The sequence below is a fragment of the Janthinobacterium kochi genome, assembly GCF_051380715.1.
Lineage (GTDB): Bacteria > Pseudomonadota > Gammaproteobacteria > Burkholderiales > Burkholderiaceae_D > Janthinobacterium.
Genome location: NZ_JBNYXO010000018.1, coordinates 22,855 through 46,136, shown reverse-complemented (window position 1 = coordinate 46,136; position 23,282 = coordinate 22,855). Strand labels below are relative to the sequence as shown.

Genomic DNA, 23,282 nt, shown 5'->3' with positions numbered 1-23,282 from the left:
CCCGCTTGCGATGCCCGCCCGATGCGGATGTAATCGATAGCAATCATCCTTGTAAGTCCTGCCTGGAGCGCTGCCATGCGTCCGACCCTGCCTTTCCCCTTCCTGCACGCCGTGTGCGCCGTGCTGCTGACGTCGGCGTGCACCTTCGCCCTGGCCGAGGACCCGCCCACGCGCGTGGGGCGCATTTCCACCGTCGAAGGGCAGGTGCTGGTGCGCGCCGGTGATGGCGAGGCGCAAAACGCCCTGCTGAACTGGCCCGTCACGACGGATAACCGCTTAACCACCGAGCGCGGGGCGCTGGCGGAATTTCGCGTGGGCGCGGCCGCCGTGCGCCTCGATGGCGATTCCGAGCTGGAGGTGAGCGAGCTCGATGACGACAGTTTCAAATTGCACCTCGGCTATGGCACGGTCAGCGTGCGCGTGCGTAATCCGGACGCGCTGCGCGGCTTCGAGCTGACCACCGCCCAGGCCCGCGTGATTCTGACCCAGCCCGGCTGGGTACGCGTCGATGCGGGGCGCCAGCCCGGCACCAGCGTCGTCAGCGTGCTCGAAGGCGCGGCCGACGTGGATGGCGCGATGGGCAGCGTCACCTTGCGTGCCGGCAAGCGCGCCGAGCTGACGGACGAGCAATTGCGCACGGGCGCCTTGCACAGGATCGCCTTCGACCAATGGCCCGAAGCCTTGCCCGCTGCCGCGCCGGCCTTGCGCTATGTCACGGACGATACCACCGGCTATGAAGAGCTGGACCGCTACGGCGCCTGGCAGGAAGACGCGGAATACGGCCCCTTGTGGCTGCCCAGCACGGTGCCGGCCGGCTGGGCGCCCTACAGCGACGGGAGCTGGACGTGGATCGCACCATGGGGCTGGACATGGGTCGACAATGCGCCGTGGGGCTATGCGCCCTCGCATTACGGCCGCTGGGTGCTGCTGGGCCACCGCTGGGGCTGGGCACCGGGGCGCGAGCGCGGCCGCGTGCCCTGGGCGCCGGCGCTGGTGGGCTGGGTGGGCGGTGTTCATGGGCCAAATGCTGGGCCGCAGCAAGGCCCGCGTCCTGGCGTGGGCTGGTTTCCCCTGTCGCCGCATGACCGCTACGTGCCCGGCTACCGCGCCAGCGCGGACTATGACCGCCGCATCAACCGCGTGGCCGAAGGACGCCGCTCCGTGGCGGGCGAGCGCGAACGCCGAGCAGGCATGACGATGCTGCCGGGCGAGCGCTTTGGCGCGCAGCGCACGGTTGACGTGCCGCGCCGCAACCGCACCAGCATGCCGCCGCCCGTCATGCAAAGCTTGCCCTTGAGCACGGCGCCTGCGCCGGCGGGCAACTGGCAGCGTCCCTCTGATGCACCGCGCGGCGACAACGGTGTCCGGCGCGACTGGGGCAACCGTCCCGGCCGCTTGCAGACGGACAACGGCCAGACGCACATGGCGCCGCGTCCCATGCAGCCGAACCGGCCGCCCGTGCCGGCCCAGCCGCAACAGCCGCCGATGCCGGCCCAGCCCGTGATGCCGGCGATGCCGGCCTTGCCACCCGTGCAAGACCAGGTAGGCCGCCCCGGGTGGCGTGGCGAGCAGCGGTCCCGCGTCGAGCGGCCGCGCCCCGTCATTGAGCGTCCCTATGATGAGCGCGGCGGTCCCGGCCGCGGTAGCCGGATGCAGGAAACGGAGCGCTGAACGGGGCGCTGGCGCTGGCCGCCTGTCCGTCCGGTCATGGATTATCGACGTTCAAGCCGCCAAACCGGCAGTTCGTCACATTTCAGCGGTCAAGCCCCGGTGTTTTGTCTACAGTGGCGTCATTGCAAGACAACGCAATGCCTTCGCGGCTGACAGCACCGATTTTCCGGCTATTTTGTCCAAACGAAATAGTTTTCGCCAGCTTACAAAGCTGGCTTTTTTTTTCCGCGCCCCTGGCACCATGGCAACGGCGCAGGCGCTGCCAAAGTTGGCTACAATACGCCTTTGGCACTGACCGGCACTGATAGGATTCCCCATGCAAACCACCCCTCCTACCGAACACATTATTCCTCCCAGCGAATCGCTGATCGAATACCCGAGCGACTTTCCCATCAAGATCATGGGTCCGACGCATGTCGATTTCGCGCCGACCATGCTGGAAGTGGTCATCAGCCACGATCCGACCTTCCACATGGGCCGCATGGAAGAGCGTCCATCGCCCAAGGGTAATTACACGGGCCTGACCGTGACCGTGCGCGCCATCAGCCGCGAGCAGCTCGACGCCCTGTACATGGCGCTGTCGGGCCACCCGATGGTCAAGATCGTCATGTAAGACATGCTTTTGCCTGGGCGGGCTGGCGTTTCGTCAGCCGCCACACCAGGGCAAAGGCCGTGCTGGCCGCCGCCGTCACCCACAGCAGGGGCTTTTCGCTACCGTCGGTGATGGCGGCGATGACGGCGCCGCACGCGGCCGTGATCGCCATTTGCACGAAGAAGAACAGGCCCGAGGCGCTGCCCGCCTGGGCGCCATACGGCTGCAGCACCGCCAGCTGGCAGGCGGGAATCGCCATGCCCACCGACACCATCACCAGCAGCATGGGCGCCACCAGCGAGGCCACGTGCTGCGGCGCCAGGCTGCCGGCCAGCAATAAACTGCTTGCACCCGCCACATTGATCAGCACCGCCACGCCCAGCATGGTATCGGCGCCCAGGCGCGGTCCCAGTGCGCGGAACAGGCTCGATCCCGCCACATAGCCGCTGACCGTCAGCGCGAACACCAGCGCATACGCGTGCGGCGACAGATGCATACCCCTTTGCAACAACACGGACGATTCTGCGATGAAGGGGAAATACGTGCAATACACACAGCCGATGGCCAGCGCATAGCGCAGGAAATACGCGTCGCCCAGCAGGCGGCGGTAGAGCGCCAGGGTATTGCCTTGTGGCACGGCGTCGGCTGGCTTGGTTTCCGGCACGTACGCGGCAATCAGGCCCAGCGACAGCGCGCCCAGCAGGCACAGCACGCCAAACACGGCGCGCCAGCCGAAGGCCGCGTCGAGCACGCTGCCGGCCAGCGGCGCCAGGATCGGCGACAGGCCCATCACCATCGAGATTCTCCCCAGCATGCGCGCCTGCGTGGCGGGATCAAAACGGTCGCGCACCATCACCCGGCCGATGATGGTGCCGCTGCAGCCGCCGAACGCCTGCAGCACGCGCGCGGCGATCAGCACGTGGACGTCGGAGGTCACGGCGCAGACGATGCTGGCGAGCACATAAATGCCTGTGCCGGCCAGCAGCACGGGACGGCGTCCGTAACGGTCGGCCAGCGGCCCGCAGGCGAGCATCGAGGCGGCCGAGCCGGCCATGAACAGGCTCAGGGTCAGTTGCAACTGGGCATCACTGGCATGCAGGGCATCGGCCATGGCCGGCAGCGAAGGCAAATAGATGTCGATGCTGATGCGCGACAGGCAGACCAGCAGCAGCACGATGCCGCCCCAGGCCCATACAGCGATTTGTTTCTGCATTGTTTTACACGATCCTCTCATGTGTCCCTTCATGCGTGCGCCCCGCTGGCGCACCAGAACGCTGAGAGTAGAATGTTTGTGGTGTAATGCGAAGTGCCAGTCATCAGAAAATTCATTGGACCACTTGGACGATTATTATGCCGCGAGGAAAATCACCGCACGCCCTGGACTTGCCTCGTCCCACCAGCTGGCTAGCCAAGGCGGGCGTCAACAAGCAGGATGGCGCGTATGAAGCGCTGCGCTCGGCCATCCTGACGAAGATGCTGCCGGCGGGCAGCCGTTTGCCGTCCAGCCGCACCTTGGCCGAACGGTGGGAGTTGTCGCGCGGCACCATCGAAACCGTGTTCGACCGTTTGCACGCGGAAGCGTACGTGACGCGCGTGCCCGGTTCCGGCACGCGCGTGTGCGCCGTGGTGCCGGAACGCTTCCTGATGGCAGGCTTCGCCGATGCCACCCCGGCCGCACCGGCTAGCGTGCCCGCGCCCGCCTCGGACACGGGCGTGCGCGACGGCTTGCCCTTCGTGGCGCGGCGCGCCGACGCCAGCCTGTTTCCCATGGCCGCCTGGTCCAAGTGCGCCACGCGGGCCTTGGCGGCCGCCACGCCGGAGCAGTTGTGCAGCGCCGATCCGGCCGGCCTGCCCCAGCTGCGCCAGCAGATCGCCGATTTCCTTGCCAAGTACCGCGGCATCCGCTGCGACCCGCAAGACATCGTTGTCACCACTGGCATCCGCCACGCGATCGACTTGCTGGCGCGCAGCATTGTGCGTGATGGCGACAAGGTTTGCCTGGAAGAGCCCGGCTACCCGGCCGCGCGCGCCCTGTTCGCCCTCGTAGGCGCCGTGCCGGTGGACATTGCCGTTGACGCCGAGGGCATCGATTGCGCCGCCCTGGCCGCGCACGCCGACGCCTGCCTCGCGTACGTGACGCCGGCGCACCAGTCGCCGCTGGGCGTGACCATGTCCGTCACGCGCCGCCTGGCCTTGCTGGAGTGGGCGAACGACAACGGCGCCTGGGTGCTGGAAGACGATTACGACAGCGAATTCAATTACCAGAGCGCGCCGCTGGCGGCCTTGAAGGCGCTGGACCAATACCAGCGCGTGATTTACTGTGGCAGTTTTAATAAGACCCTGTTTGCCGGCCTGCGCGTGGGTTTCATGGTGCTGCCACCGGCCTTGCGCCCGCAGTTGCTGCGCACCCTGCAGTTGACGGGCCGCTCCGTGGGCGTGACGGAACAGCTGGCGCTGGCCGCCTGGATGGAGGAAGGCGCTTTCGTGCGCCATTTGCGCCAGGCGCGCCTGGCCTACAAGGAGCGGCGCGACTTGCTGCTGGCCTGCCTCGAGCAGATCGCCCCCGGCCGCTACACCATTTCCGGCCAGCAGGCGGGCTTCCATTGCGTGCTGTGGCTGCCGCCGGACAGCGACGAGCGGGCGTTTTGCGCGCGCGCTGCGCAAGAGGGGCTGGCGCTGCAGCCGCTCGGCGACTTTTGTCACAGCGCCAAGCTGGCGCCGGCCGTGCTGCTGGGCTACACGGCCCTGAATGCGGCCCAGATACGCCATGCTGCTCAAAAATTGGGCAGATTGCTGCTATTGCCAGAGTCCACCCCGGAATGAAACGGCGGCCTGGCTTATAATCACGGCTTCGCCGCAGCGTCCGCAGGGCGCCGGCAGCTGATTACAGAATCTGTCATGACCACCACCCGAACCGAAACGGCGCTGATCCGCGAGCTGGGCCGCGTCGAATACGAGCCGACCTTTGCCGCCATGCGCGCCTTCACCGACGCGCGCACGACGGACACGCGCGACGAACTGTGGATCGTCGAGCATCCGCCCGTGTTCACGCTGGGCCTGGCGGCCGATCGCGGCCATTTGCTGGCCGGTGCCGAGAATGTGCCGGTGGTGCAGACGGACCGTGGCGGCGAAGTCACTTTTCACGGCCCCGGCCAGGTGGTGATTTATTTGTTGATGGACTTGCGCCGCAACAAGCCCGGCGGCAAGCTGTATGCACGCCAGTTCGTGCATAAAATCGAGCAAGCCATCATCAACGTGCTGGCGGCGTATAATCTCGCAGGCGAGCGCATCGATGGCGCGCCCGGCATTTATATTGCCGGCGGGCCAGACAAGGGTGCCAAGATCGCCGCACTGGGCTTGAAAGTGCGCGGCAACGGCTGCACCTACCATGGCGTATCGCTCAACGTGGCGATGGACCTGGCGCCGTTTTCCTGGATTAACCCCTGCGGCTATTCCGGCCTGAAGACGGTGGACATGCGCAGCATGGGCGTTGTGGCGCCGCTGGCCGACGTGCAGCGGGCTCTGGCCCATGAATTGACCGTATTACTCGATGTAAGCGAAGTACACAGCGCCGCAGGCGCGCCTCAGGCAGCGGATGCCTGAGCAAACAAACCAAACTTTGCCCCTCAAGGGCTTGCAGCCATGACTTCTGAGACCATTTCCAGCACCGCCCCCGCCGCTCCCGCCTACAACCCGAGCGAAAAGCAAAAAGGCGCCAGCAAGACGTCGCGCATTCCGATCAAGATCATTCCGATCGAGCAAGTCGAGCGCCTGAAAAAGCCGGACTGGATCCGCGTCAAGGCCGCGTCGGCATCCACGCGTTTCTATGAAATCAAGGATGTGCTGCGCGAAAACAAGCTCGTCACCGTGTGCGAGGAAGCCAGCTGCCCGAACATCGGCGAATGCTTCGGCAAGGGCACGGCTACCTTCATGATCATGGGCGACAAGTGCACGCGCCGCTGCCCGTTCTGCGACGTGGGCCATGGCCGTCCTGATCCGCTGGACAAGGAGGAGCCGGCCAACCTGTCGAAAACCATTGCCAAGCTGCGCTTGAACTACGTCGTCATCACCTCCGTCGACCGCGATGACTTGCGCGACGGCGGCGCCGGCCATTTCGTCGAGTGCATCCAGCAAACGCGCGCCCTGTCGCCAAACACCCGCATCGAAGTGCTGGTGCCCGACTTCCGTGGCCGCCTGGAAAAAGCGCTGCTGTTGTTCAAGGATGGCTTGCCTGACGTCATGAACCACAACCTGGAAACGGCGCCGCGCCTGTACAAGGAAGCGCGTCCCGGTTCGGACTACATGCACTCGCTGAAATTGCTGAAGGATTTCAAGGCCATGTATCCGGACGTGAAAACCAAGTCCGGCATCATGGTGGGCCTGGGCGAGACGGACGAGGAAATCCTGCAAGTCATGCGCGACATGCGCGAGCACGACATCGACATGCTGACCATCGGCCAATACCTGGCGCCATCGAACAGCCACTTGCCCGTGCGTCGCTACGTGCACCCGGACGTGTTCAAGATGTTCGAAGAGGAAGCGTACAAAATGGGCTTCACCCACGCCGCCGTGGGCGCCATGGTGCGCAGCTCGTACCACGCAGATGAACAGGCGCACAGCGCCGGCGTGGAATCGGCGCTGAATTTCTAAGTAACCTTGCGCCATATCAAGGCCACCTGCTAACGCCGGTGGCTTTTTTTTGCCTGCTCGAATCGTATGCGCCCCATGCTGCTGAGCGTTCTATACTGGCATGCTGAAAAAACATGCTTGACGAAGCATGGTGGACGAATCGGCTATGAGGTGACGCATGGACGTACGCATCGATGCATCGTGGAAGGCGCGGCTGGAGAGCGAATTTGCCCAGCCGTACTGGGAACGCCTGGCGGCCTTCGTGAAGGAAGAGTATGCGGCGGGGCCGTGTTTTCCGCCGGGCAAGGCCATCTTCCGCGCGTTCGACCTGACGCCGTTCGGGCAAGTCAAAGTCGTGATCCTGGGGCAAGACCCGTATCACACGCCCGGCGCGGCCATGGGCTTGTGCTTTTCCGTGCCGGACGGCCATCCGACGCAACCGAGCTTGCAGAACATCTTCAAGGAATTATCCACGGACGTGGGTATCGCGCGCGCGCGCACGGATTTGACGGACTGGGCAGAGCAAGGGGTGTTGTTGCTCAACAGCGTGCTGACCGTGCGCGCCGGGGCGGCAGGTTCGCACGCGGCCAAGGGCTGGGAAAAGCTGACGGACAGCGCGATTCGCCACCTGTGCGCCGAGCGGAATAATCTCGTCTTTATCCTGTGGGGCGGCCAGGCACAAGCCAAGCGCAGCCTGATCGACCCCGGCAAGCATCTGGTGCTGACAGCGCCCCACCCTTCTCCCTTATCTGCCAGTAAAGGTTTCTTTGGCAGCAAGCCGTTCAGCCAGGCGAATGCCTACCTGCAGGCGCACGGGCAGGCGCCCATCGTCTGGGGCGATAGCTGAAGCATGACGGCAACCGACAGCGGCAGGCGTTGCTCCCTGCCGCTGTCTTCGCGCGTAACGGTTAAAAGCTGGTTGAGAGGCCTGCATAGAAACTGCGGCGGGCGCCGTATTGTGGCGCCCCCACGCCCACGCCGGAACCGTCGCGCAGCAGGTACGACTTGTCGAACAGGTTGATCAGGGCCAGCCGTCCTTCCACCTTGCCCACCGGCGTGTTCTTCCACGTGTGCGTGAGCGCCGTGTTGACGGTGAAGTAGCTGGGTAAATGGCCGGAATTCGGGGCGCCGCCGTCCGGCGTCATGCGCAGACCGCTGCCGTACAGGAAGTCAGCGCTCACTTGCGAATCGCCAAAATGATAGTGGCCGCCACCGGACAAGGTGTATTTCTGGTCATGATCGAGGTAGACATAGTGTTGGCTGATGTAGTTCAACTCATCGGCGCCAAACAGGGCCTGGCCCGAATTGATGTTGCGCCCCTGCGCCTTTTGCGTGCTGGCGTTGAGGAACAGGCCCCAGTTTTTCTCGCTGTAGATGGCGGATAACTCCAGGCCCTTGGCGTAGCCATCCGCATAGTTGAACGGCGTCAGTATCAATGCCTGGCCGAACTGGCCTTCGTCCAGCAGGTTGTTGATCTTTTTATAGTACACATCGGCCGTCACGGTCAGTTTCGGACTCACCTGGTGGCTGATGCCCACGTCGTAGTAATGCGTGCGCTCGGCCTTGACGTTGTCCGACTGGCCGATTTCCGGCGCATTCGTCGTGTTCGCATACAGGTCGATGCTGCCTTGCGCCGCCAATTCCTGCGGCGGCGGCGTGAAGTAGCGCGAATAGCCGGCGTGCAGGGCCGTGCCCGGCGCGATCTGGTAGGCCAGGTTGACGCGCGGGCTCCATTGCTGCTCGCTGGTGTAGGCCGCAACCTTGTCGAAGCGGGCGCCATAGTTCAGGGTCAAGGGTTTGCTGATATGCCATTCATCCTGCAGGTAAAAGCTGGCCAGGGTGCCCGTCTTGCCGCTGTTGTCCAGAATGCTGATCGGCGTGGTGGAGGTTTGCGCGCCGTCCATGGCGGGGAAGACGGCCACCGTGTTGTCGCTGGTCGTCTTCTGGCGTGTGTAGGCCAGGCCCGCGCGCACGGTGTGGTCCTGGTGCAGCTTGTAGCTGATATCGAACTGGGCACCGGAAGCGCTGTTGGCGCGGCGCGAGTCGGAAGCCACGCCGTTGTAGATCAGGTCGCCAATGGCATCGGGCGTGAAGTGCAGTGCCGAATACTGGTGGAAGGCCGACACCTGGTAATTGACGTCGCCCAGGCTTTTCTGCAGCGACAGCACGAGGAAGCGGTTTACTTCGCGCTGGTTTTCATTCAGCTGCGACGACGGTAACGTGGACGTGCCCGCCTGCGCATCGCTATGGCCGTCAAGGGAAAAGCCTGGCGCCTGGTTCGGATTGTTCGGGATCTGGAAGCGGCCGTTGTAGGTGCCGAACATGGCGCCCAGGCGCGTGTTGTCATCAAGAAAATACGACAGGCTGCCGAACGATTTGTTCTGGCGCGTCTTGTCGTGCAGGGCGCTGCGCGTGGCTTGCGGGTTTTCCACGCCCAGGGCATTGCCCAGGTAGCTGCCGGACAGGTAGTAATTGAACTTGCCGACGCTACCGAAAAATTCGGCACTCGGCTCCACATGGTCGTGGCTGCCGACCATGATGCCGATGCGCCCGCCAGGCGTCAGTCCGCCCTCTTTTGTTTCAATATCGACGATGCCCGCCGTGCGCAGGCCGAACTGGGCCGGCAAGGCGCCCGTCATGAAATCGGTCTTGTCGATCAATCGCGTGTCGATCGACTGGCCGAAGCCGCTGATGCTTTCGGGCAATTGCACGCCATTGATGCGGTATTGCACGTTGGCATGGTCGTCGCGCACGTGCAGGGCACCTGATCCCTTCGAATCCTGCGACACGCCCGGCAGGCGCAGCAGCACTTCATTGAATGGCGTGTTGTCGCCCTGGCCCAGCATGTCGACCATGTGGCTGTCGATGCTGTAGATGGTGGTGCCGACTTTCGGCGACAGCTCGATGCGCGCGCTTTTCAAATGGGCGGACGTGACTTCGACTTTTTGCATGTCTTGTGGGGCGGCATCGGTGCTGGCTTCAGCAGGCTCGGCGGCATGGGCGGAAATGGTAAACAGGCTGGCAAGGGCGAGCGACAGCGCGCTCAGGCGTGGTGTGTGTTGCATGGTAAGCCTCAAAGATAGTCAACGCCAGGCGGCCCGGCACGCATGTAAGCGCGGCAAGGGGCAACCTGAAAAAGGAAAAACAGCGTGGGAACTACAGTGAGGCGGCAGGCGGGCCACGCACGGGCGGCAGGATGAGGGTGGCGGCGGGCGCCAGGGTAGCGGGCGCCAAGGCCAGCAAGCGGTACGGCAGTAATTGGGCGGGCGGCTCGACGATGGCCGGTGGCACGGCGAGATCGGCCACCTTGTCGATGGCCGTGGCGCACAGCGCGCACTCTTCCGCGTCGAGGGTCGTCTTGTGCAGGTGCGAAGCGGCCGTCGACAGCAGGAACACGAGGGCCAGCGCACTGAACAGGGCCACGCACAGCTGCCACGGCGTGCGCGCGAGGGCGGCGGCAGCGTGATGAGCAAGCTTGCGGGTGGGCTGGCGGGAAGACATGGGCGCATAGTAGCAAGAAAATCGCCCCGCTGTCAGCGCTTGTTGCATGGTTTTCACTGCAGGCCTTTCATGCTATCGTTCCGCAGCCCAAAATTTTCCAGAGTTTCCATGTCGCAACGCCCCAGCAAGTGGTTGATCAGCAAACTGCACCTGTACGCGGGCCTGTGGTTTGGCGCCCTGTTCGTCCTCTTGGGCTTGACGGGTTCCGCCATTGCCTGGATGCCGGAGCTCGACGCGTATCTGAATCCGAACTTGTTGCAGGCGAGCCCGCCAGCGCCTGGCCAGGTGTGGCAGGTCACGCCGCGCACGCTGCAAGCGGTGGTGGACACTCTTGCGGCGGACCCCGCCTACGGCAAGCCGAGCCAGCTCAAGCCGCCCGCCGATGCGCGCGGCGTGTATGTAGCCTCTTACCGGCAAGCCGGCAAACCTTCCCCCTTCAGCCAGGCCATCGTGCGCCAGGTGATGGTCGACCCCTACACCTTGCAAGTGAAAGGCGAACGCGATTGGGGCCGTTTCGGCCTCACGCGCCCCTTGTTCATGTCGGGCATGTTTCATTTGCACCGCTATCTGCTGACGGGCGATGCGGGCAAGACGGTCACGGGGATTTCCGGCGTGGCCCTGCTGCTGATGGCGCTCAGCGGCATCTATCTGTGGTGGCCGCGCCTGCAGTGGACGGCGATCAAGCGCGCCCTGACGGTATCGCATGGCGGCTCCTGGCCGCGCTTCAACTATACGTTTCACAAGGCGGCTGGTTTCTTTGCTGCGCCCGTGCTGGCCGTGCTGGCCTTTTCCGGCATCTATTTCAATTTGCCGCAACTGGTGGTGCCCATGGTGGACCTGGTGTCGACGGTGCCCGATACCGTCAAACTGAAGAATGTGGCCCAGGATGGCGCCGTGCTCGATGCGGGCCAGGCCATGGCCGCCGCGCAGCTACTGTATCCGCAAGCGCGCGTGTCGCGTATCGTGTTGCCGGCGAAGAAGGATCAGCCGTACGAGATCCGCGTGCGTCAGCCAGACGAAATCGCCCACGGCGACGGCGCCACGCGCCTGACCCTGGATGCGCGCAGCGGCTTGTCCCTGCGCATCCGCGATCCGCTCACGGCCCCGTATGGCGAGCGCTTCCTGGGCTGGCAATTCCCCCTGCATTCGGGTCAGGCATTTGGCGTGGCCGGGCGCGCCTTCATTACCGTCTTTGGCTTGATGCCGCTGCTGTTCCTGCTGACGGGCACGCTGGTGTGGTGGAAACGGCGGCGCAGCCGGAAATAAGCGGCGGCCAAACCGATGCGGGGAAAGTTGCTATCATCATAGTATTTTCCGGCGGAGCCGCTGTCCGGATTCACCCGCACAAGGACCCGCATGAGCAATCCCGACATCACCGTAGCAATGTTGAATGAACGCGGCACAGGCCGCTTGCCCGGCCACCTGGGCATCGTCATCACGGCAGTGGGCGACGGCCAGCTGACGGCGGAATTACCCGTGCTGCCACATTTGCTGGCGCCGAACGGCTATTTGCACGCGGGCAGCGTGGTGACCCTGGCCGACACGGCTTGCGGCTATGGCTGCATCGTCAACCTGCCCGAGGGCGCGAACAATTTCACTACCATCGAGTTGAAATCGAACCACCTGGGCACGGCCCGCGAAGGCACGCTCACCTGCACGGCGAAAGTCGAGCACAAGGGCCGCAACACGCAAGTGTGGGATGCCGTGGTGAAAAGCAAGGAAACGGGCAAGACGATTGCCCTGTTTCGCTGCACGCAGATGATTCTGTATCCCAAGTAACCCAAGGGCAAAATCCGGGGTCGTACCCTGCAGGGGGAATTTTCCCCAATGGGGGAAATTCCGATCCCGAAGGGAACGACCCCAGCCCTTGCTTGGGTTCGCTAGATTTTCACCCAGTTACCCTTATACAAAACCGGTCCCGTCGGCCCGTGCGGATTCGGCGAACCGCCTTTCGGTTCCAGCGTGACGGCCAGCAGGGCCACGTCGCTGCCGATGGCGCGCTGCGACAGGGCCAGTGTCACGTTGCCCTTGTCGGCCAGCAAGCCCAAAGAGCGCGGGTTGCCGCTCTTCGGCACGGCCCACAGTTCCAGGTCGCGATCAGCAGGCACGGGCGCGTTGCCCAGCATGCGTACCTCGAGTGCGCCGTGGCGGCTGTCGGCCGTCAGCAGCAGGGCTGTTTGCGCTTTCTCGTCCGTCAGGCTGGCCACATAGCTGATCTGCGGCGCATCCAGCACGCGCGTGGCCATGACGATCACCAGCAGCGCGGCGATGGCGCTCGAGGCCATGCCCAGGCCACGCCAGAACGACAGCGCATCGCGCCATAGCGACCAGCCGCCCTGCGGCGCCAGGTGCAAACGCTGTTCGATCTGCTGCCACACCCGTTTGGGCGGCGCCACGGGCGTGGCAAATTCCGCCATCGGTTCCAAACGCTGGCGCCATGCGGCCGTGATATTGCGCAGATCGGCGTCGTTGTGCAGCCAGCCTTCGAAACGCCGCCGCGCGCCCCCTTTCAGCGTGCCCAGCACGTATTCGGACGCCAGTTTCTGGCGCAGGCTGTCATTGCCGCGGCTATTCATGATGCCTCCCGTTTCGCCAGGCACGTGCGCAGCCGTTCCAGGCTGCGGCGTATCCAGGTTTTCACGGTGCCGATCGGCAGCGACATCTGCTGCGCCACTTCGCTGTGCGACAGGTCGTGATAGAACGCCAGGGCGACCACCTGCCGGTGCAGCCCTTCCAGGGCCGACATGCAAAACGCCAGCGCCTTGGCGTCACCGCTCAGTTGCAGTGATTCGATCGGCGTGGCCTGGGGATCCCGCAGTGCATTCATGACTTCGCTATCAAACTGTTCGGCATCGATTTCCACGGTATCGTCGCTGCGCCGCAGCACATCGAACGCCTTGTTGCGCACGATGGTGGCCATCCAGGTCATCGGCGCCGCCAGATGGTTCTGGTAGGTGGCAGCGTTGTTCCAGATGGCGACGAACCCCTCTTGCAAGGCTTCTTCAGCGAGCTCTTGCTTATGCAATATACGCAGCGCAAAGCCAAACAGTTTCGATGAGGTGGAGTTATATAGCTGGCGGAACGCCGCGGCGTCCTTGTTGCCGGTGGCGAGCAGCCAGGTTGTGAGTTGCTGCGGGTCGAGCGATTGAGCGGCGAGGGACACGGCTGGCCTTCACAAGGTGAATGGGATCACGCCTGGGAAGGTTATAACAACTTGGCAACCTTTAGCAACAAGGTTTTGTGCGGTGCTGAGCCTCAGCCGGCGATGGCAGACTCGAGCAGCTTGTGCAGTTCCGCGAATTCAGGCTTGCCCACGTAGCGCTTGAGGATCTTGCCCTGTTTGTCGAGCACGAAGGTGGTGGGCGTGAGGGCCACGTCGCCATAGGCCTTGGCCGCCTCGCCCGTCACGTCGAGCGCCACCTTGAACGGCAGCTGGCGCGTTTCAGCAAAGTTCAGCACGTAGTTGGCCGGATCGTATTTCATGGCTACAGCCACGAATTCCAGTCCCTGCCCCTTGTACTTGTTGTAGGTGTCGACCATCTCCGGCATTTCCGCCACGCACGTGGTGCACGAGGTGGCCCAGAAATTGACCATCACCACCTTGCCGCGCAGGCTGGACGAAGTGATTTTTTCGCCATGGATGCCGTGGAACGTCACGTCCGGCGCGCTTTGCTTGTCATTCAACGACAGGTAAGCTGCCGCCGCCACGCCCGCCACGAAGACGGCGATCAGGGCTGGCTTGATCCAGGACTTGCTTGCGGAGGGCGAAGTTGACATGGCGAAGTTTCACTAATGTAGAGCAACGATGCGGCCATTATAGTCGCATCATCACTCAGGCGCCGTAGGCCGGATGGGGGAGAACGCTTATTGCTGGACCGTGTCGCTGACCGTGTTTGTCGTGCGCTGCTGCGGCGGATCAGGCTGCAATTGCTTCAGTTCCGCTTCCGAAATGTAGTCGAACAGCTTGACCACTTTCTGCACGCCGCCTACGCCGCGCGTCACGTCGGCCGCGACCGTGCCTTCGCGCTGGGTGACTCGGCCCATCAGGAAGACGGTGCCGTTCTCGGTGACGACCTTGAACGAGGCCGCCGAGATGGTTTTCATGTCCACCAGGCTGGCCTTGACCTTGGTGGTGATCAGCGCGTCGTTCGAGCGCGAGGTATAGCTGGCCGGGCCGGCGATGATCAGTTCATTGGCCACCGACTCCACGCCTTCGATATTGCGCACTTCGCGCTCGACGGCATTTTTCATCGCGTCATCGCGCACTTCGCCCGTCAGCAGGACGCGGCGGTTGAAGCTGGTGACATTCACATGGCCGGCATCGCCGACGATGGAGGGGATGCGCGACTCGCCTTTGACGGCGATCGACTTGTCTTCGGTCTGGGCGCCCAGGGTGCGGCGGTCTGCCGCGGCAACGCCGCCCATCACGGCACCGCCGACCATCAGTTCGATGCAGCCGGTGAGCGAGGTGAGCATGGCGCCGCACAAGAGTGCCGTTGCCAGCGGGCGTTGTACGCGTTTCCAGCCTGGGCCAGTACCGAATTTAGTCATTCACGTCTCCTCCGAATAGGGCGACGTCGATGCCGTCGCAGATGCAATGTATGGTGGTCAGATGAACTTCCTGGATGCGCGCCGTGCGCTCGGCCGGCACGCAGATATGCACGTCGGCGTCCGTCAGCATCTTGCCGATGGCGCCGCCGTCCTTGCCCGTCAGCGCCACGACGCGCATTTCGCGCTCGAGCGCCGCTTCTACGGCGGCCATCACGTTGGCCGAATTGCCCGACGTGGAGATGGCCAGCAGGATGTCGCCGGCCTGGCCGAAGGCCTGCACCTGCTTCGAGAAAATCTCGCGGTAGCTGTAGTCGTTGGCCACGGCCGTCAGGATCGACGTATCCGTCGTCAGCGCCAGGGCCGGCAGCGGAAAGCGTTCCCGTTCGAAGCGTCCCACCAGCTCGGCTGCAAAATGCTGGCAGTCGGCGGCGGAACCGCCATTGCCGCAAGCGAGGATCTTGTTGCCGTTGGACAATGCATAAAACATCAGGTCGATCGCCTGCGCAATGGGTTGCGCCAGTACGGTAGCGGCCTGGATCTTAAGTTCGGCACTTTCGTGGAAGTGCGAGAGGATGCGTTGATTATTCATAGTCTGCCGATTATAGTGCAGGCGCGCGGCATGGCGGACAAGCACTGTTAAAAATGCTTACATATCGAGGATGTTCTTCAGCCAGCTGATGCGCCCGCCATCGATGGCGAGTGCGTCGAAGCGGCACGGTGGCAGCGTCTTTTGCCCCAGCAGCCAGGTTTGCGCGGCCACCACCATGCGCCGTTGCTTCGCTGGCGTGATGCTGGCCAGGGCGCCGCCGAAAGCTGCACTGCTGCGTAGCCGCACTTCGACGAAAACGACCGACGCGCCATCGCGCATGATCAGGTCCAATTCGCCGCCCTTGCACCGATAGTTGCGCGCAAGCAGCACCAAGCCTTGCAGCAACAGATACGCGAGCGCATCGTCTTCCCCCTGTCGTCCCCGTGCCTGCTTGTTCTGGAACGGCAGAGGTGGCATGGCGTGCTCTTATTGCACCGGTGGCAAGGCGACAGGCGTGGGCGCGGTCGGTGGCCAGGTGCCCAGCACGCCCTGCTGGTAGGTGGCAGCTTGTTCCGTGCGTTCGAACACGCTTTGATCGTTCTCAAAGCGTATGACCAGGCGGCCCGTCACGCCATCGAGGGTGAATGGCGCGTTCGGGCGCAGCGCCACTTCGCGCGCCACGCGGAAGGCATCGATGCCCAGCGCGTACAGGCGTTCCATGTCGGGCGTCAGGCGGACGTCGCCTGGCTGCGGCGGCTGCGGATACACCATCACTTGCGGATGGTCGCGCTGGACCTGCCACGGCAAGTCCAGCAGGCGCGCGCCGTCGAGCTCGGGGCCGCTGGCGCCGCGCCCGGCGCCGGGATTCAATGACGAGGTGCCATACAGGGGCAAATCGCTGCCGATGGCCACGCGCAACTGGCGCGCCTGGTCGGCGTCGAGCGCGGCAAACAGCAGGCCCGGTGGCGTCGCGGCCAGGCGCGCGCGCAGCTGCACCAGCTCGGCATCGCTCAGGTAGCCATTCGTGGCCGTCAAGTCCATCGTCTCGATCTTGCCACCCTGGCGCAGCCATTCCTGCTTGAAGGCGGCGCTGATGCGGCGCTGCGAGGGCGAGCCGGCTGACAGGATCAGCGCGCTGGCGCCAGGCTGTTCGCTGGCGGCCCAGGCGGCGACCTGGCGCGCTTCTGCCTCGATCGACAGTCCCATCACCAGCAGCTTGGCCGGCAGGCGCGCGTCGCCGCGGTTGTCCGGGTGGTTCAGGGCGATCGTTGGTTTACGCACCAGGTCGCTATTCGCCACGGCCGTCACGGCCGAGCGCGACAAAGGCCCGACGACGATGTCCTGTTCCTCTTGCGCTTGCGCAAACTTGTTCAGCACGTCGCTGCTGCCGTCGCCCGTGTCGATCACCGTCACTTCAAAGCCGCTGCGGTCGCGTTCATACGCGGCCATGAAGCCGGCGCGCAGCAATTCGGCGGCCGGTCCCAGGGACGCCGAGCGCAGCGGCAGCAGCAGGCCGATGTGGTGGACCTTGCCGTCGGACGGCGCCGGCGCCGTGGCGGCCGGCATGTCTTGCGGCGTGCCGGTCGCCGGCTTGTTCTTGATGGGCGCCAGCGGCGCGCCATTGCTGTCATACGCGGTAATGTCAGGCACGGCCACGGCAAACGTCACCGGTTCGGGCGCTTGCGGCTTGGGCGGCACGGGCGGTGGCGGCAGCGTCGGTGGCGGCAGCGCCCTTGTGTTAGATTCAATAGGCGCGCACAATTGACCGGGCGCGTCGCAAGGCGTGCTGCAAGCGCTCAGCATGCCGGTCGCGGCACAAACAAGCAGTAACTTCACACTATTAGCAAGCATTTAACCTCCAAAATGACCGTACAAGAAATCAGTTCCATCGCCAGCCTGCCCATCATGACAGAGGCGGCGCACCAGGTCTATCCTATCGCAACATTGTATATAGTGGCCACGCCGATCGGCAATGTGACCGACATCAGCCTGCGCGCGCTGCATTTGCTGAGCCTTGCCGACGCCGTCGCCTGTGAAGATACGCGCAACACGGCGCACCTGCTGACGCGCTTTGGCCTGAACAAGCCATTAATTGCGGCGCATCAACATAATGAGCGCGAGGTGGCGCAAACGCTGATCGCCCGCCTGCATGCCGGCGAGCGCATCGCCCTCGTTTCCGATGCGGGCACGCCGGCCGTCTCCGACCCCGGCGCGCGCATCGTCGATGCCGTGCGCGCGGCGGGCTTGCGCGTGCTGCCCCTGCCCGGTCCGTCGGCGGCGATCACGGCCATTTCCGCCAGCGGCCTGTTGAATGACCAGTTTTACTTCGTCGGTTTTTTGCCAGCCAAGGCCAAGCAGCGCGAAAACATGCTGCACAGCCTGCGCGGCGTGACGGCCACCATGGTCTTTTATGAAGCGCCGCACCGCATCCTCGATTGCGCCACGGCCCTGGTGGAAGCGTTCGAGCCCACGCGCCAGGTGGTATTCGCGCGCGAACTGACGAAAATGTTCGAGGAAATCCACCGCTGCCCCCTTTCCGAAGCGGAAAACTGGATCCGTGCCGACGCGCACCGCGAAAAGGGAGAATTTGTCGTGCTGCTGGAAGGCGCCACGGAGGCGCAGGACGCGGAAGATGTGGAAGCGGAGCGCATTCTGAACATTTTATTGGCCGAGTGCAGCGTCAAGCAGGCGGCGAATCTGACGGCGCAAATCACGGGCCGCAAGAAAAATGCCCTGTATGAGCGGGCTTTGCAATTGAAGGGGCAGGAATAAGGTGATTGTGAGATACCCAATCCGGGTATGTTGTTAGACTCACCACTTGCAGCCGCTATCCTTCTTGTCCAGCAACATCAACACGGGCGCCAGCAAGCCCGCGCCTGCATAGGCGCTGCGGCAATCGCCGCGCTTGCCTTGCGCGATGTCGCGCGCCAACTGGGTTTCCGTTTGCAGGGGCTTGTCGGGGATTTGTCCCACGGCCGTGCCCACTTTGGACGGGTCGCGCTCGCCGGCCACCTTGCGCGCCGTTCTCCTGGCCGCTTCCATGTCGAATTTCGGTGTTTCTTGCGTGAGGGTATCGGGACTGGCTGCCGGCGTGGCCGGTGATGCCGGTACGACCGTGATGGCGTGCGGACCTGGCGCCAGCGCCGTGGCCACCGCCGGCGTTTCTCGCGTGGCGGCGAGTTTCGGCTTGCTGATGGGCTTGGGTTCGCGTTTCGGCTTGACGACTTCGACGGGTGGCGGGGGCGGCTTGGCGGCCAGCGGACGTATCCATACAGCGATCGACTCCACGCGCGGGGCCGTATCTATCCGTGCTACCGGCTGCACATGGCGCCATAGATAGATCACGGCGCCATGCAGCAGCAAGGACACGGCTATGCCCAGCACGATGCCGCGGCGGTTCGGCATGGGCTGGCCACCGTCGCTTCCGCCGTTTTTTTCGATACTGAAATCCATTGCCGTCATCGCCTTCATGTCTGATCGGGAAAACTTGCAAACCGAGTGTCGCATATTTCATGCATGCTGAAAATACAGGGCTTCCAGTGCTGCGCGTAAATAATTTACACAGAGTTTCACCTGACCCTTGACCGAAGTTGAAACGGCCTGTATTATCTTGGTCTTCGGAGTGTGGCGCAGCCCGGTAGCGCACCTGGTTTGGGACCAGGGGGTCCAAGGTTCGAATCCTTGTACTCCGACCAAATTTGTAGAAAAAAACCCAAGAGTTTAGGCTCTTGGGTTTTTTTTCGTCTGTACTGCCGGGGTCAGACCCCCGGATGTGTTGGCGCTGAGCTTGACGCTAGCGGCATTGAGGGTCTGACCCCAGATTTCAGCCGGCGCGTTTCGCCGCGATGGCGTTGCCCGCCCGGCTCGATCCCTTGCGGCCCAGCTGCTGCGAGATGAACTGCCCCGCATCGACCACCAGGTCCAGGTCGATGCCGGTGTCTATCCCCAGCCCCTGCATCATGTACAGCACGTCTTCGGTGGCCACGTTGCCGGTGGCGCCCTTGGCGTACGGGCAGCCGCCCAGGCCCGAGACGGACGAGTGATAGATCGCGATACCCGTTTCCAGGCTGGCGTAGATGTTCGCCAGCGCCTGGCCGTAGGTATCGTGGAAGTGGCCGGACAGGCCGCCCACGTGAAAAGCCGCAATCGCGCGCTGCATCACCGCCTGCGTTTTGCGTGGCGTGGCGACGCCGATGGTGTCGGCGATGTCGATCTCGTCGCAACCGAGGTCGCGCATGCGGCCCACCACGTCGGCCACGGCGTCCAGCGGCACGTCGCCCTGATAGGGGCAGCCGAAGGCGCAGCTGATGCTGCCGCGCAGGCGCAGACCGTGTTCCTTGGCCGCCTTCGCCACGCCTTCGAAGCGGGCGATTGATTCGGCGATCGAGCAGTTGATGTTCTTTTGCGAGAAGGCCTCGGAAGCGGAGCCGAAGATCACCACTTCATCGGCCTTCGCCGCCAGCGCCGCTTCGAAACCCTGCATGTTCGGCGTCAGCGCCGAATACATCGTGCCAGCGCGGCGCGCGATTTTCTCCATCACTTCCGCGCTGGTGGCCATCTGCGGCACCCATTTTGGCGAGACGAACGACGCCGCCTCGATATTGGCGAAGCCGGCCAGGGTCAGGCGGTCGACCAGCTCGATCTTGACGGCGGCGCTGATGGTTTCCTTCTCGTTCTGCAGGCCGTCGCGCGGACCCACTTCGACGATCTTGACCTGCTTGGGCAGACTGGTAGTAGGGTTCATTTCAATATCCTTGCGAACGGTTGACGATGCCGGCGACAGAGTCTCCGGCGTGCAGGCGGCGCATCTTGGCGGCGATCTGCGCTACGCTTTCGCGGCGCAGGGTGGCCGCCGAAATATGCGGCGTGATGGTGATGCGGGGTTCTTGCCAGAACGGGTGCTGCTGCGGCAGCGGCTCGTTGCGGAACACGTCGAGCGTCGCCCCGGCGATATGCCCGGAGCGGATCAGCGTCAGCAAATCCGGTTCGGCGAGATGCGCGCCGCGCGCCACGTTGATGACGTAGGCGCCCGGCAGCAGCATCGACAGGCGCGTGCGGTCGAGCAGGTTGTGCGTCTCCGGCGTGAGCGGCAGCATGCACACCAGCACGCGCGTGCCGCGCAAGAATGCTTCCAGCCCTTCTTCGCCTGCGTAGCACTCGACGCCATCGAGCTGCTTGCGGCTGCGGCTCCAGCCGCGCAGCGGAAATTCGAATTGCGCCAGCGCTTGCAGCACGCGCGTGCCCAGCACCCCCATGCCCAGCACGCCGACGGGGAAATCCATCTTGTCGAAGGCGGGCAGCGGCTGCCAGATGCCGGCGCGGCCCTGCGCCTCGTAGTCGTCGAAGCGGCGGAAGTGGCGCAGCACGGCGTGGCTCACATACTCGGCCATCTGCACGCCCATGCCCGCGTCGTCCAGGCGCACCAGCGGCACGTGCGCGGGCAGCGCCTCGCCAAATTTCAATAGCGCGTCGACGCCGGCGCCCGTGTTGAAGATGGCGTTGACTTCGCTTAATGCGGGCAGCATGGCGGCGGGCGGCTGCCACACGACGGCGTAATCGCATGGTTCAACTGCTTCGCCTTCGCGCCAGAAAACAATTTCGGCGTCGGGCAGCAAGTCCTTGAAATCGGCGATCCACGCCGCTTCCTTGCCGTCCGAGCGTTGTAACAGGATGCGCATGTGCTTACCTCTATGCGGCGGCCTTGAAGGCCAGCAGCGGCGCGCCATCGGCCACCTGGTCGCCGACCGCATACAGCACGTCTTCCACCAGGCCGTCGTGCGGCGCGGCGATCGTATGCTCCATCTTCATCGCTTCCATGATGACCAGAGGCTCGCCCTTTTTGACATCCTGGCCCTTGTTCACCAGCACGGCGACGACCTTACCTGGCATCGGTGCCGTCAGGCGCCCGCCTTCCGCTTCCACTTCGCCCGCATGCGCCATCGGGTCGCTGTAATGCAAGGTATGGTGCAATCCATTGGTGAATACGTGGAACTGCTCGCCGTCGCGCAGCACCGTGCCGTGCACGGCACGTTCGCCCAGCTTGATGTGCAGCTCGTTGCCTGTGCGCGCCGTCAGGCTCAAGGGCTGGCCGTTGAACAGCCAGCCATCCGTCAGGTAGGCGATGCGCGCGGCATAGGCCTTGCTGTCGCTGGCCAGCGCGAATTCATCGGCAAACGCCAGGCTGCGTCCCAGGGTGCTGTTCAAGCGCCAGCCCAGGGCATTGCCCCATGGGTCGGCGCGGTTGGCCGATTGCGCTTCGGACGCAGTTTTTTCTTCTGTCAGCAGGCTGACTGCCGCCAGCGCCAGGGCCGTGTCGGGCGCCGCCTGCAGGGCGGGGAACAGCGACGCCTGATTGCGCTCGATCAAACCCGTGTCGAGGTCCGCGCTGGCAAATGCCTGGCCTTCGACCAGGCGTTTCAAGAAGGCGATATTGCTGGCCAGGCCGACGATCTGGTACTCGGCCAGCGCCTGCGCCATGCGCGCCAGCGCCTCGCGGCGGTCCGCGCCCCAGACGATCAACTTGGCGATCATCGGGTCGTAGAAGGGAGAGATGGCGTCGCCTTCGCGCACGCCCGAGTCGATGCGCACGGCGGCCGGAACCAGCGTGCCACCGAGCTCGAACGTGACGGCCGATGGCGACTGCATGTGGCGCAGGGTGCCGATCGACGGCAAAAAGCCCTTTTCCGGATTTTCCGCATAGATGCGCGCCTCGATGGCGTGGCCGTGGATCGTCAGTTCGCTTTGTTTTTTTGGCAGCGGTTCGCCAAAGGCGACGCGCAACTGCCATTCCACCAGGTCGGTGCCGGTGATCATTTCCGTCACCGGGTGCTCCACTTGCAAGCGCGTGTTCATCTCCATGAAGTAGAAAGAACCATCCTGGTTGGCGATGAATTCCACCGTGCCCGCGCCCACATAACCGACGGCCTTGGCGGCGGCGACGGCCGCCTCGCCCATGGCCGCGCGGCGCTCGAATGGCATGCCCGGCGCCGGCGCTTCTTCCAGCACCTTCTGGTGACGGCGCTGCACCGAGCAATCGCGCTCGAACAGGTAGATGCAGTTGCCGAGCGTGTCGGCAAACACCTGGATTTCGATATGCCGCGGACGCGACAGGTATTTTTCGGCCAGCACCTTGTCGTCGCCGAAAGAGCTGATCGCTTCGCGCTTGCACGAGGCCAGCGCCGCCTTGAAGTCGGCGCTATTGTCGATGACGCGCATGCCCTTGCCGCCGCCGCCGGCCGAGGCCTTCAGCAGCACGGGGTAGCCGATCTTGTCGGCTTGGCCGTGCAGGAAGTCCGCATCCTGTTCCTCGCCGTGGTAGCCTGGCACCAGCGGCACATTCGCCTTTTCCATCAGCGACTTGGCAGCCGACTTGGAACCCATGGCGCGCATGGCGGACGCCGGCGGGCCGATGAAGACCAGGCCTGCATTAGCGCAGGCGTCGGCGAAATCGGCGTTTTCGGACAAAAAGCCGTAGCCGGGGTGGATCGCCTGCGCGCCGGTGGCCAGCGCCACGGCGATGATCTTGTCGCCGCACAGATAGCTTTCCTTGGCTGGCGCGGGGCCGATCAAGACGGCTTCGTCGCACACGGCGACGTGCTTGGCGTTGGCGTCCGCCTCCGAATACACGGCGACGGTCTGGATGCCCATGCGGCGCGCGGTGGCGGCGACACGGCAAGCGATTTCGCCGCGGTTGGCGATCAGGATTTTAGTGAACATGGTCTCTCTCTATTCTCTCAAAAAGGGGCAGCTGTCTCTTGTCATGGACGTTGTGTGCTGGCGTGTCGGCTTACGCGCTTTGCGCTAAGCCGA

Annotated in this window: 23 protein-coding genes and 1 tRNA gene; 10 read left to right on the top strand and 14 right to left on the bottom strand. The window is 64.1% G+C overall.

Going from position 1 to position 23,282, the window contains the following annotated elements; genetic code table 11:
• Positions 1-75: 75 nt before the first annotated feature.
• Together ACQ4WL_RS25545 and ACQ4WL_RS25540 are read left to right on the top strand one after the other, a co-directional pair.
• A complete protein-coding gene (locus ACQ4WL_RS25545) occupies positions 76-1,671 on the top strand; it encodes a DUF6600 domain-containing protein (protein ID WP_436512278.1) in 1,596 nt (531 codons plus the stop codon).
• Positions 1,672-1,987: 316 nt separating this feature from the next.
• Positions 1,988-2,284 (top strand): DUF493 family protein, encoded by a 297-nt coding sequence (locus ACQ4WL_RS25540; protein ID WP_436512276.1) that lies wholly within the window; start codon positions 1,988-1,990, stop codon positions 2,282-2,284.
• On the opposite strand, the gene ACQ4WL_RS25535 is transcribed toward ACQ4WL_RS25540, so the two are convergent.
• Positions 2,277-3,476: a multidrug effflux MFS transporter gene (locus tag ACQ4WL_RS25535; RefSeq protein WP_436512275.1), complete on the bottom strand. Its 1,200-nt coding sequence runs from the start codon at positions 3,474-3,476 to the stop codon at positions 2,277-2,279. The two genes, ACQ4WL_RS25540 and ACQ4WL_RS25535, sit on opposite strands and share 8 nt — an antisense overlap.
• 137 nt (positions 3,477-3,613) lie before the next feature.
• On the opposite strand from ACQ4WL_RS25535, the gene pdxR reads away from it, so the two are divergent.
• The 4 genes from pdxR (at position 3,614) to ACQ4WL_RS25515 (ending at position 7,739) form a co-directional block, all read left to right on the top strand.
• Entirely contained in the window at positions 3,614-5,086 is a 1,473-nt protein-coding gene (gene pdxR, locus ACQ4WL_RS25530) for a MocR-like pyridoxine biosynthesis transcription factor PdxR (protein WP_436512273.1), read from the top strand.
• A 75-nt stretch (positions 5,087-5,161) separates the two neighbouring features.
• Positions 5,162-5,866 carry a lipoyl(octanoyl) transferase LipB gene (lipB, locus tag ACQ4WL_RS25525; RefSeq protein WP_436512271.1) on the top strand — a complete coding sequence of 235 codons (705 nt, stop codon included), beginning with the start codon at positions 5,162-5,164 and terminating at the stop codon, positions 5,864-5,866.
• A gap of 39 nt (positions 5,867-5,905) precedes the next feature.
• Complete coding sequence (gene lipA / locus ACQ4WL_RS25520; RefSeq protein WP_436512270.1) at positions 5,906-6,913, top strand: lipoyl synthase; 1,008 nt, start codon at positions 5,906-5,908, stop codon at positions 6,911-6,913.
• 157 nt (positions 6,914-7,070) lie between these two features.
• Complete coding sequence (locus ACQ4WL_RS25515) at positions 7,071-7,739, top strand: uracil-DNA glycosylase (protein WP_436512268.1); 669 nt, start codon at positions 7,071-7,073, stop codon at positions 7,737-7,739.
• Between the two features lie 61 nt (positions 7,740-7,800).
• Here ACQ4WL_RS25515 and ACQ4WL_RS25510 read toward each other — a convergent pair whose 3' ends face one another.
• A complete protein-coding gene (locus ACQ4WL_RS25510; RefSeq protein ID WP_436512266.1) occupies positions 7,801-9,957 on the bottom strand; it encodes a TonB-dependent receptor in 2,157 nt (718 codons plus the stop codon).
• 91 nt (positions 9,958-10,048) lie between these two features.
• Complete coding sequence (locus ACQ4WL_RS25505) at positions 10,049-10,393, bottom strand: hypothetical protein (protein WP_436512265.1); 345 nt, start codon at positions 10,391-10,393, stop codon at positions 10,049-10,051.
• 108 nt (positions 10,394-10,501) lie between these two features.
• Here ACQ4WL_RS25505 and ACQ4WL_RS25500 point away from each other — a divergent pair, with 108 nt between their 5' ends.
• Together ACQ4WL_RS25500 and ACQ4WL_RS25495 are read left to right on the top strand one after the other, a co-directional pair.
• A complete protein-coding gene (locus tag ACQ4WL_RS25500) occupies positions 10,502-11,659 on the top strand; it encodes a PepSY-associated TM helix domain-containing protein (RefSeq protein ID WP_436512264.1) in 1,158 nt (385 codons plus the stop codon).
• A 90-nt stretch (positions 11,660-11,749) separates the two neighbouring features.
• Positions 11,750-12,172: a PaaI family thioesterase gene (locus tag ACQ4WL_RS25495; protein ID WP_436512262.1), complete on the top strand. Its 423-nt coding sequence runs from the start codon at positions 11,750-11,752 to the stop codon at positions 12,170-12,172.
• Positions 12,173-12,273: 101 nt separating this feature from the next.
• Here ACQ4WL_RS25495 and ACQ4WL_RS25490 read toward each other — a convergent pair whose 3' ends face one another.
• From ACQ4WL_RS25490 to ACQ4WL_RS25460, 7 genes are all read right to left on the bottom strand, one after another.
• The gene (locus ACQ4WL_RS25490; RefSeq protein ID WP_436512260.1) at positions 12,274-12,969 is read right to left on the bottom strand and encodes an anti-sigma factor; all 696 of its coding nucleotides are present in this window, start codon (positions 12,967-12,969) and stop codon (positions 12,274-12,276) included.
• The gene (locus ACQ4WL_RS25485) at positions 12,966-13,556 is read right to left on the bottom strand and encodes a sigma-70 family RNA polymerase sigma factor (protein ID WP_436512258.1); all 591 of its coding nucleotides are present in this window, start codon (positions 13,554-13,556) and stop codon (positions 12,966-12,968) included. The genes ACQ4WL_RS25490 and ACQ4WL_RS25485 overlap by 4 nt, the downstream gene beginning before the upstream one ends.
• A gap of 92 nt (positions 13,557-13,648) precedes the next feature.
• Positions 13,649-14,170: a peroxiredoxin family protein gene (locus ACQ4WL_RS25480; RefSeq protein WP_436512256.1), complete on the bottom strand. Its 522-nt coding sequence runs from the start codon at positions 14,168-14,170 to the stop codon at positions 13,649-13,651.
• A gap of 87 nt (positions 14,171-14,257) precedes the next feature.
• Positions 14,258-14,944: a BON domain-containing protein gene (locus ACQ4WL_RS25475; RefSeq protein ID WP_436512254.1), complete on the bottom strand. Its 687-nt coding sequence runs from the start codon at positions 14,942-14,944 to the stop codon at positions 14,258-14,260.
• On the bottom strand, positions 14,937-15,533 hold the full coding sequence (locus ACQ4WL_RS25470; RefSeq protein WP_034752465.1) for a phosphoheptose isomerase: 597 nt from the start codon (positions 15,531-15,533) through the stop codon (positions 14,937-14,939). The genes ACQ4WL_RS25475 and ACQ4WL_RS25470 overlap by 8 nt, the downstream gene beginning before the upstream one ends.
• Before the next feature lie 57 nt (positions 15,534-15,590).
• Positions 15,591-15,950 carry a YraN family protein gene (locus ACQ4WL_RS25465; protein ID WP_436512252.1) on the bottom strand — a complete coding sequence of 120 codons (360 nt, stop codon included), beginning with the start codon at positions 15,948-15,950 and terminating at the stop codon, positions 15,591-15,593.
• 9 nt (positions 15,951-15,959) lie between these two features.
• Positions 15,960-17,324 carry a penicillin-binding protein activator gene (locus ACQ4WL_RS25460; protein WP_436512250.1) on the bottom strand — a complete coding sequence of 455 codons (1,365 nt, stop codon included), beginning with the start codon at positions 17,322-17,324 and terminating at the stop codon, positions 15,960-15,962.
• 12 nt (positions 17,325-17,336) lie between these two features.
• Between ACQ4WL_RS25460 and rsmI the strand changes: the two genes are divergently transcribed.
• Complete coding sequence (gene rsmI, locus ACQ4WL_RS25455) at positions 17,337-18,245, top strand: 16S rRNA (cytidine(1402)-2'-O)-methyltransferase (RefSeq protein ID WP_436512248.1); 909 nt, start codon at positions 17,337-17,339, stop codon at positions 18,243-18,245.
• A gap of 39 nt (positions 18,246-18,284) precedes the next feature.
• On the opposite strand, the gene ACQ4WL_RS25450 is transcribed toward rsmI, so the two are convergent.
• Positions 18,285-18,926 carry a hypothetical protein gene (locus ACQ4WL_RS25450; RefSeq protein WP_436512247.1) on the bottom strand — a complete coding sequence of 214 codons (642 nt, stop codon included), beginning with the start codon at positions 18,924-18,926 and terminating at the stop codon, positions 18,285-18,287.
• 165 nt (positions 18,927-19,091) lie between these two features.
• Between ACQ4WL_RS25450 and ACQ4WL_RS25445 the strand changes: the two genes are divergently transcribed.
• Positions 19,092-19,168, top strand: a tRNA-Pro gene (locus ACQ4WL_RS25445).
• Between the two features lie 128 nt (positions 19,169-19,296).
• On the opposite strand, the gene ACQ4WL_RS25440 is transcribed toward ACQ4WL_RS25445, so the two are convergent.
• The 3 genes from ACQ4WL_RS25440 to ACQ4WL_RS25430 are packed head-to-tail and all read right to left on the bottom strand — an operon-like array spanning position 19,297 to position 23,189.
• Positions 19,297-20,217, bottom strand: coding sequence for a hydroxymethylglutaryl-CoA lyase (locus tag ACQ4WL_RS25440; RefSeq protein ID WP_436512245.1), 921 nt, complete (start codon positions 20,215-20,217; stop codon positions 19,297-19,299).
• Position 20,218: 1 nt separating this feature from the next.
• Positions 20,219-21,151 (bottom strand): 2-hydroxyacid dehydrogenase, encoded by a 933-nt coding sequence (locus tag ACQ4WL_RS25435; RefSeq protein WP_436512243.1) that lies wholly within the window; start codon positions 21,149-21,151, stop codon positions 20,219-20,221.
• 10 nt (positions 21,152-21,161) lie between these two features.
• The gene (locus tag ACQ4WL_RS25430) at positions 21,162-23,189 is read right to left on the bottom strand and encodes an acetyl/propionyl/methylcrotonyl-CoA carboxylase subunit alpha (protein ID WP_436512241.1); all 2,028 of its coding nucleotides are present in this window, start codon (positions 23,187-23,189) and stop codon (positions 21,162-21,164) included.
• Between the last annotated feature and the right edge of the window lie 93 nt (positions 23,190-23,282).

Coding starts and splice junctions, on each gene's coding strand:
- ACQ4WL_RS25500 (WP_436512264.1), top strand. CDS start 10,502: ATGTCGCAACGCCCCAGCAAGTGGTTGATCAGCAAACTGCACCTGTAC.
- lipA (WP_436512270.1), top strand. CDS start 5,906: ATGACTTCTGAGACCATTTCCAGCACCGCCCCCGCCGCTCCCGCCTAC.
- ACQ4WL_RS25475 (WP_436512254.1), bottom strand. CDS start 14,944: ATGACTAAATTCGGTACTGGCCCAGGCTGGAAACGCGTACAACGCCCG.
- pdxR (WP_436512273.1), top strand. CDS start 3,614: ATGCCGCGAGGAAAATCACCGCACGCCCTGGACTTGCCTCGTCCCACC.
- ACQ4WL_RS25450 (WP_436512247.1), bottom strand. CDS start 18,926: ATGGATTTCAGTATCGAAAAAAACGGCGGAAGCGACGGTGGCCAGCCC.
- ACQ4WL_RS25470 (WP_034752465.1), bottom strand. CDS start 15,533: ATGAATAATCAACGCATCCTCTCGCACTTCCACGAAAGTGCCGAACTT.
- ACQ4WL_RS25545 (WP_436512278.1), top strand. CDS start 76: ATGCGTCCGACCCTGCCTTTCCCCTTCCTGCACGCCGTGTGCGCCGTG.
- ACQ4WL_RS25430 (WP_436512241.1), bottom strand. CDS start 23,189: ATGTTCACTAAAATCCTGATCGCCAACCGCGGCGAAATCGCTTGCCGT.
- ACQ4WL_RS25480 (WP_436512256.1), bottom strand. CDS start 14,170: ATGTCAACTTCGCCCTCCGCAAGCAAGTCCTGGATCAAGCCAGCCCTG.
- ACQ4WL_RS25510 (WP_436512266.1), bottom strand. CDS start 9,957: ATGCAACACACACCACGCCTGAGCGCGCTGTCGCTCGCCCTTGCCAGC.
- lipB (WP_436512271.1), top strand. CDS start 5,162: ATGACCACCACCCGAACCGAAACGGCGCTGATCCGCGAGCTGGGCCGC.
- ACQ4WL_RS25505 (WP_436512265.1), bottom strand. CDS start 10,393: ATGTCTTCCCGCCAGCCCACCCGCAAGCTTGCTCATCACGCTGCCGCC.
- ACQ4WL_RS25465 (WP_436512252.1), bottom strand. CDS start 15,950: ATGCCACCTCTGCCGTTCCAGAACAAGCAGGCACGGGGACGACAGGGG.
- ACQ4WL_RS25435 (WP_436512243.1), bottom strand. CDS start 21,151: ATGCGCATCCTGTTACAACGCTCGGACGGCAAGGAAGCGGCGTGGATC.
- ACQ4WL_RS25540 (WP_436512276.1), top strand. CDS start 1,988: ATGCAAACCACCCCTCCTACCGAACACATTATTCCTCCCAGCGAATCG.
- ACQ4WL_RS25495 (WP_436512262.1), top strand. CDS start 11,750: ATGAGCAATCCCGACATCACCGTAGCAATGTTGAATGAACGCGGCACA.
- ACQ4WL_RS25535 (WP_436512275.1), bottom strand. CDS start 3,476: ATGCAGAAACAAATCGCTGTATGGGCCTGGGGCGGCATCGTGCTGCTG.
- ACQ4WL_RS25515 (WP_436512268.1), top strand. CDS start 7,071: ATGGACGTACGCATCGATGCATCGTGGAAGGCGCGGCTGGAGAGCGAA.
- rsmI (WP_436512248.1), top strand. CDS start 17,337: ATGACCGTACAAGAAATCAGTTCCATCGCCAGCCTGCCCATCATGACA.
- ACQ4WL_RS25440 (WP_436512245.1), bottom strand. CDS start 20,217: ATGAACCCTACTACCAGTCTGCCCAAGCAGGTCAAGATCGTCGAAGTG.
- ACQ4WL_RS25490 (WP_436512260.1), bottom strand. CDS start 12,969: ATGAATAGCCGCGGCAATGACAGCCTGCGCCAGAAACTGGCGTCCGAA.
- ACQ4WL_RS25460 (WP_436512250.1), bottom strand. CDS start 17,324: ATGCTTGCTAATAGTGTGAAGTTACTGCTTGTTTGTGCCGCGACCGGC.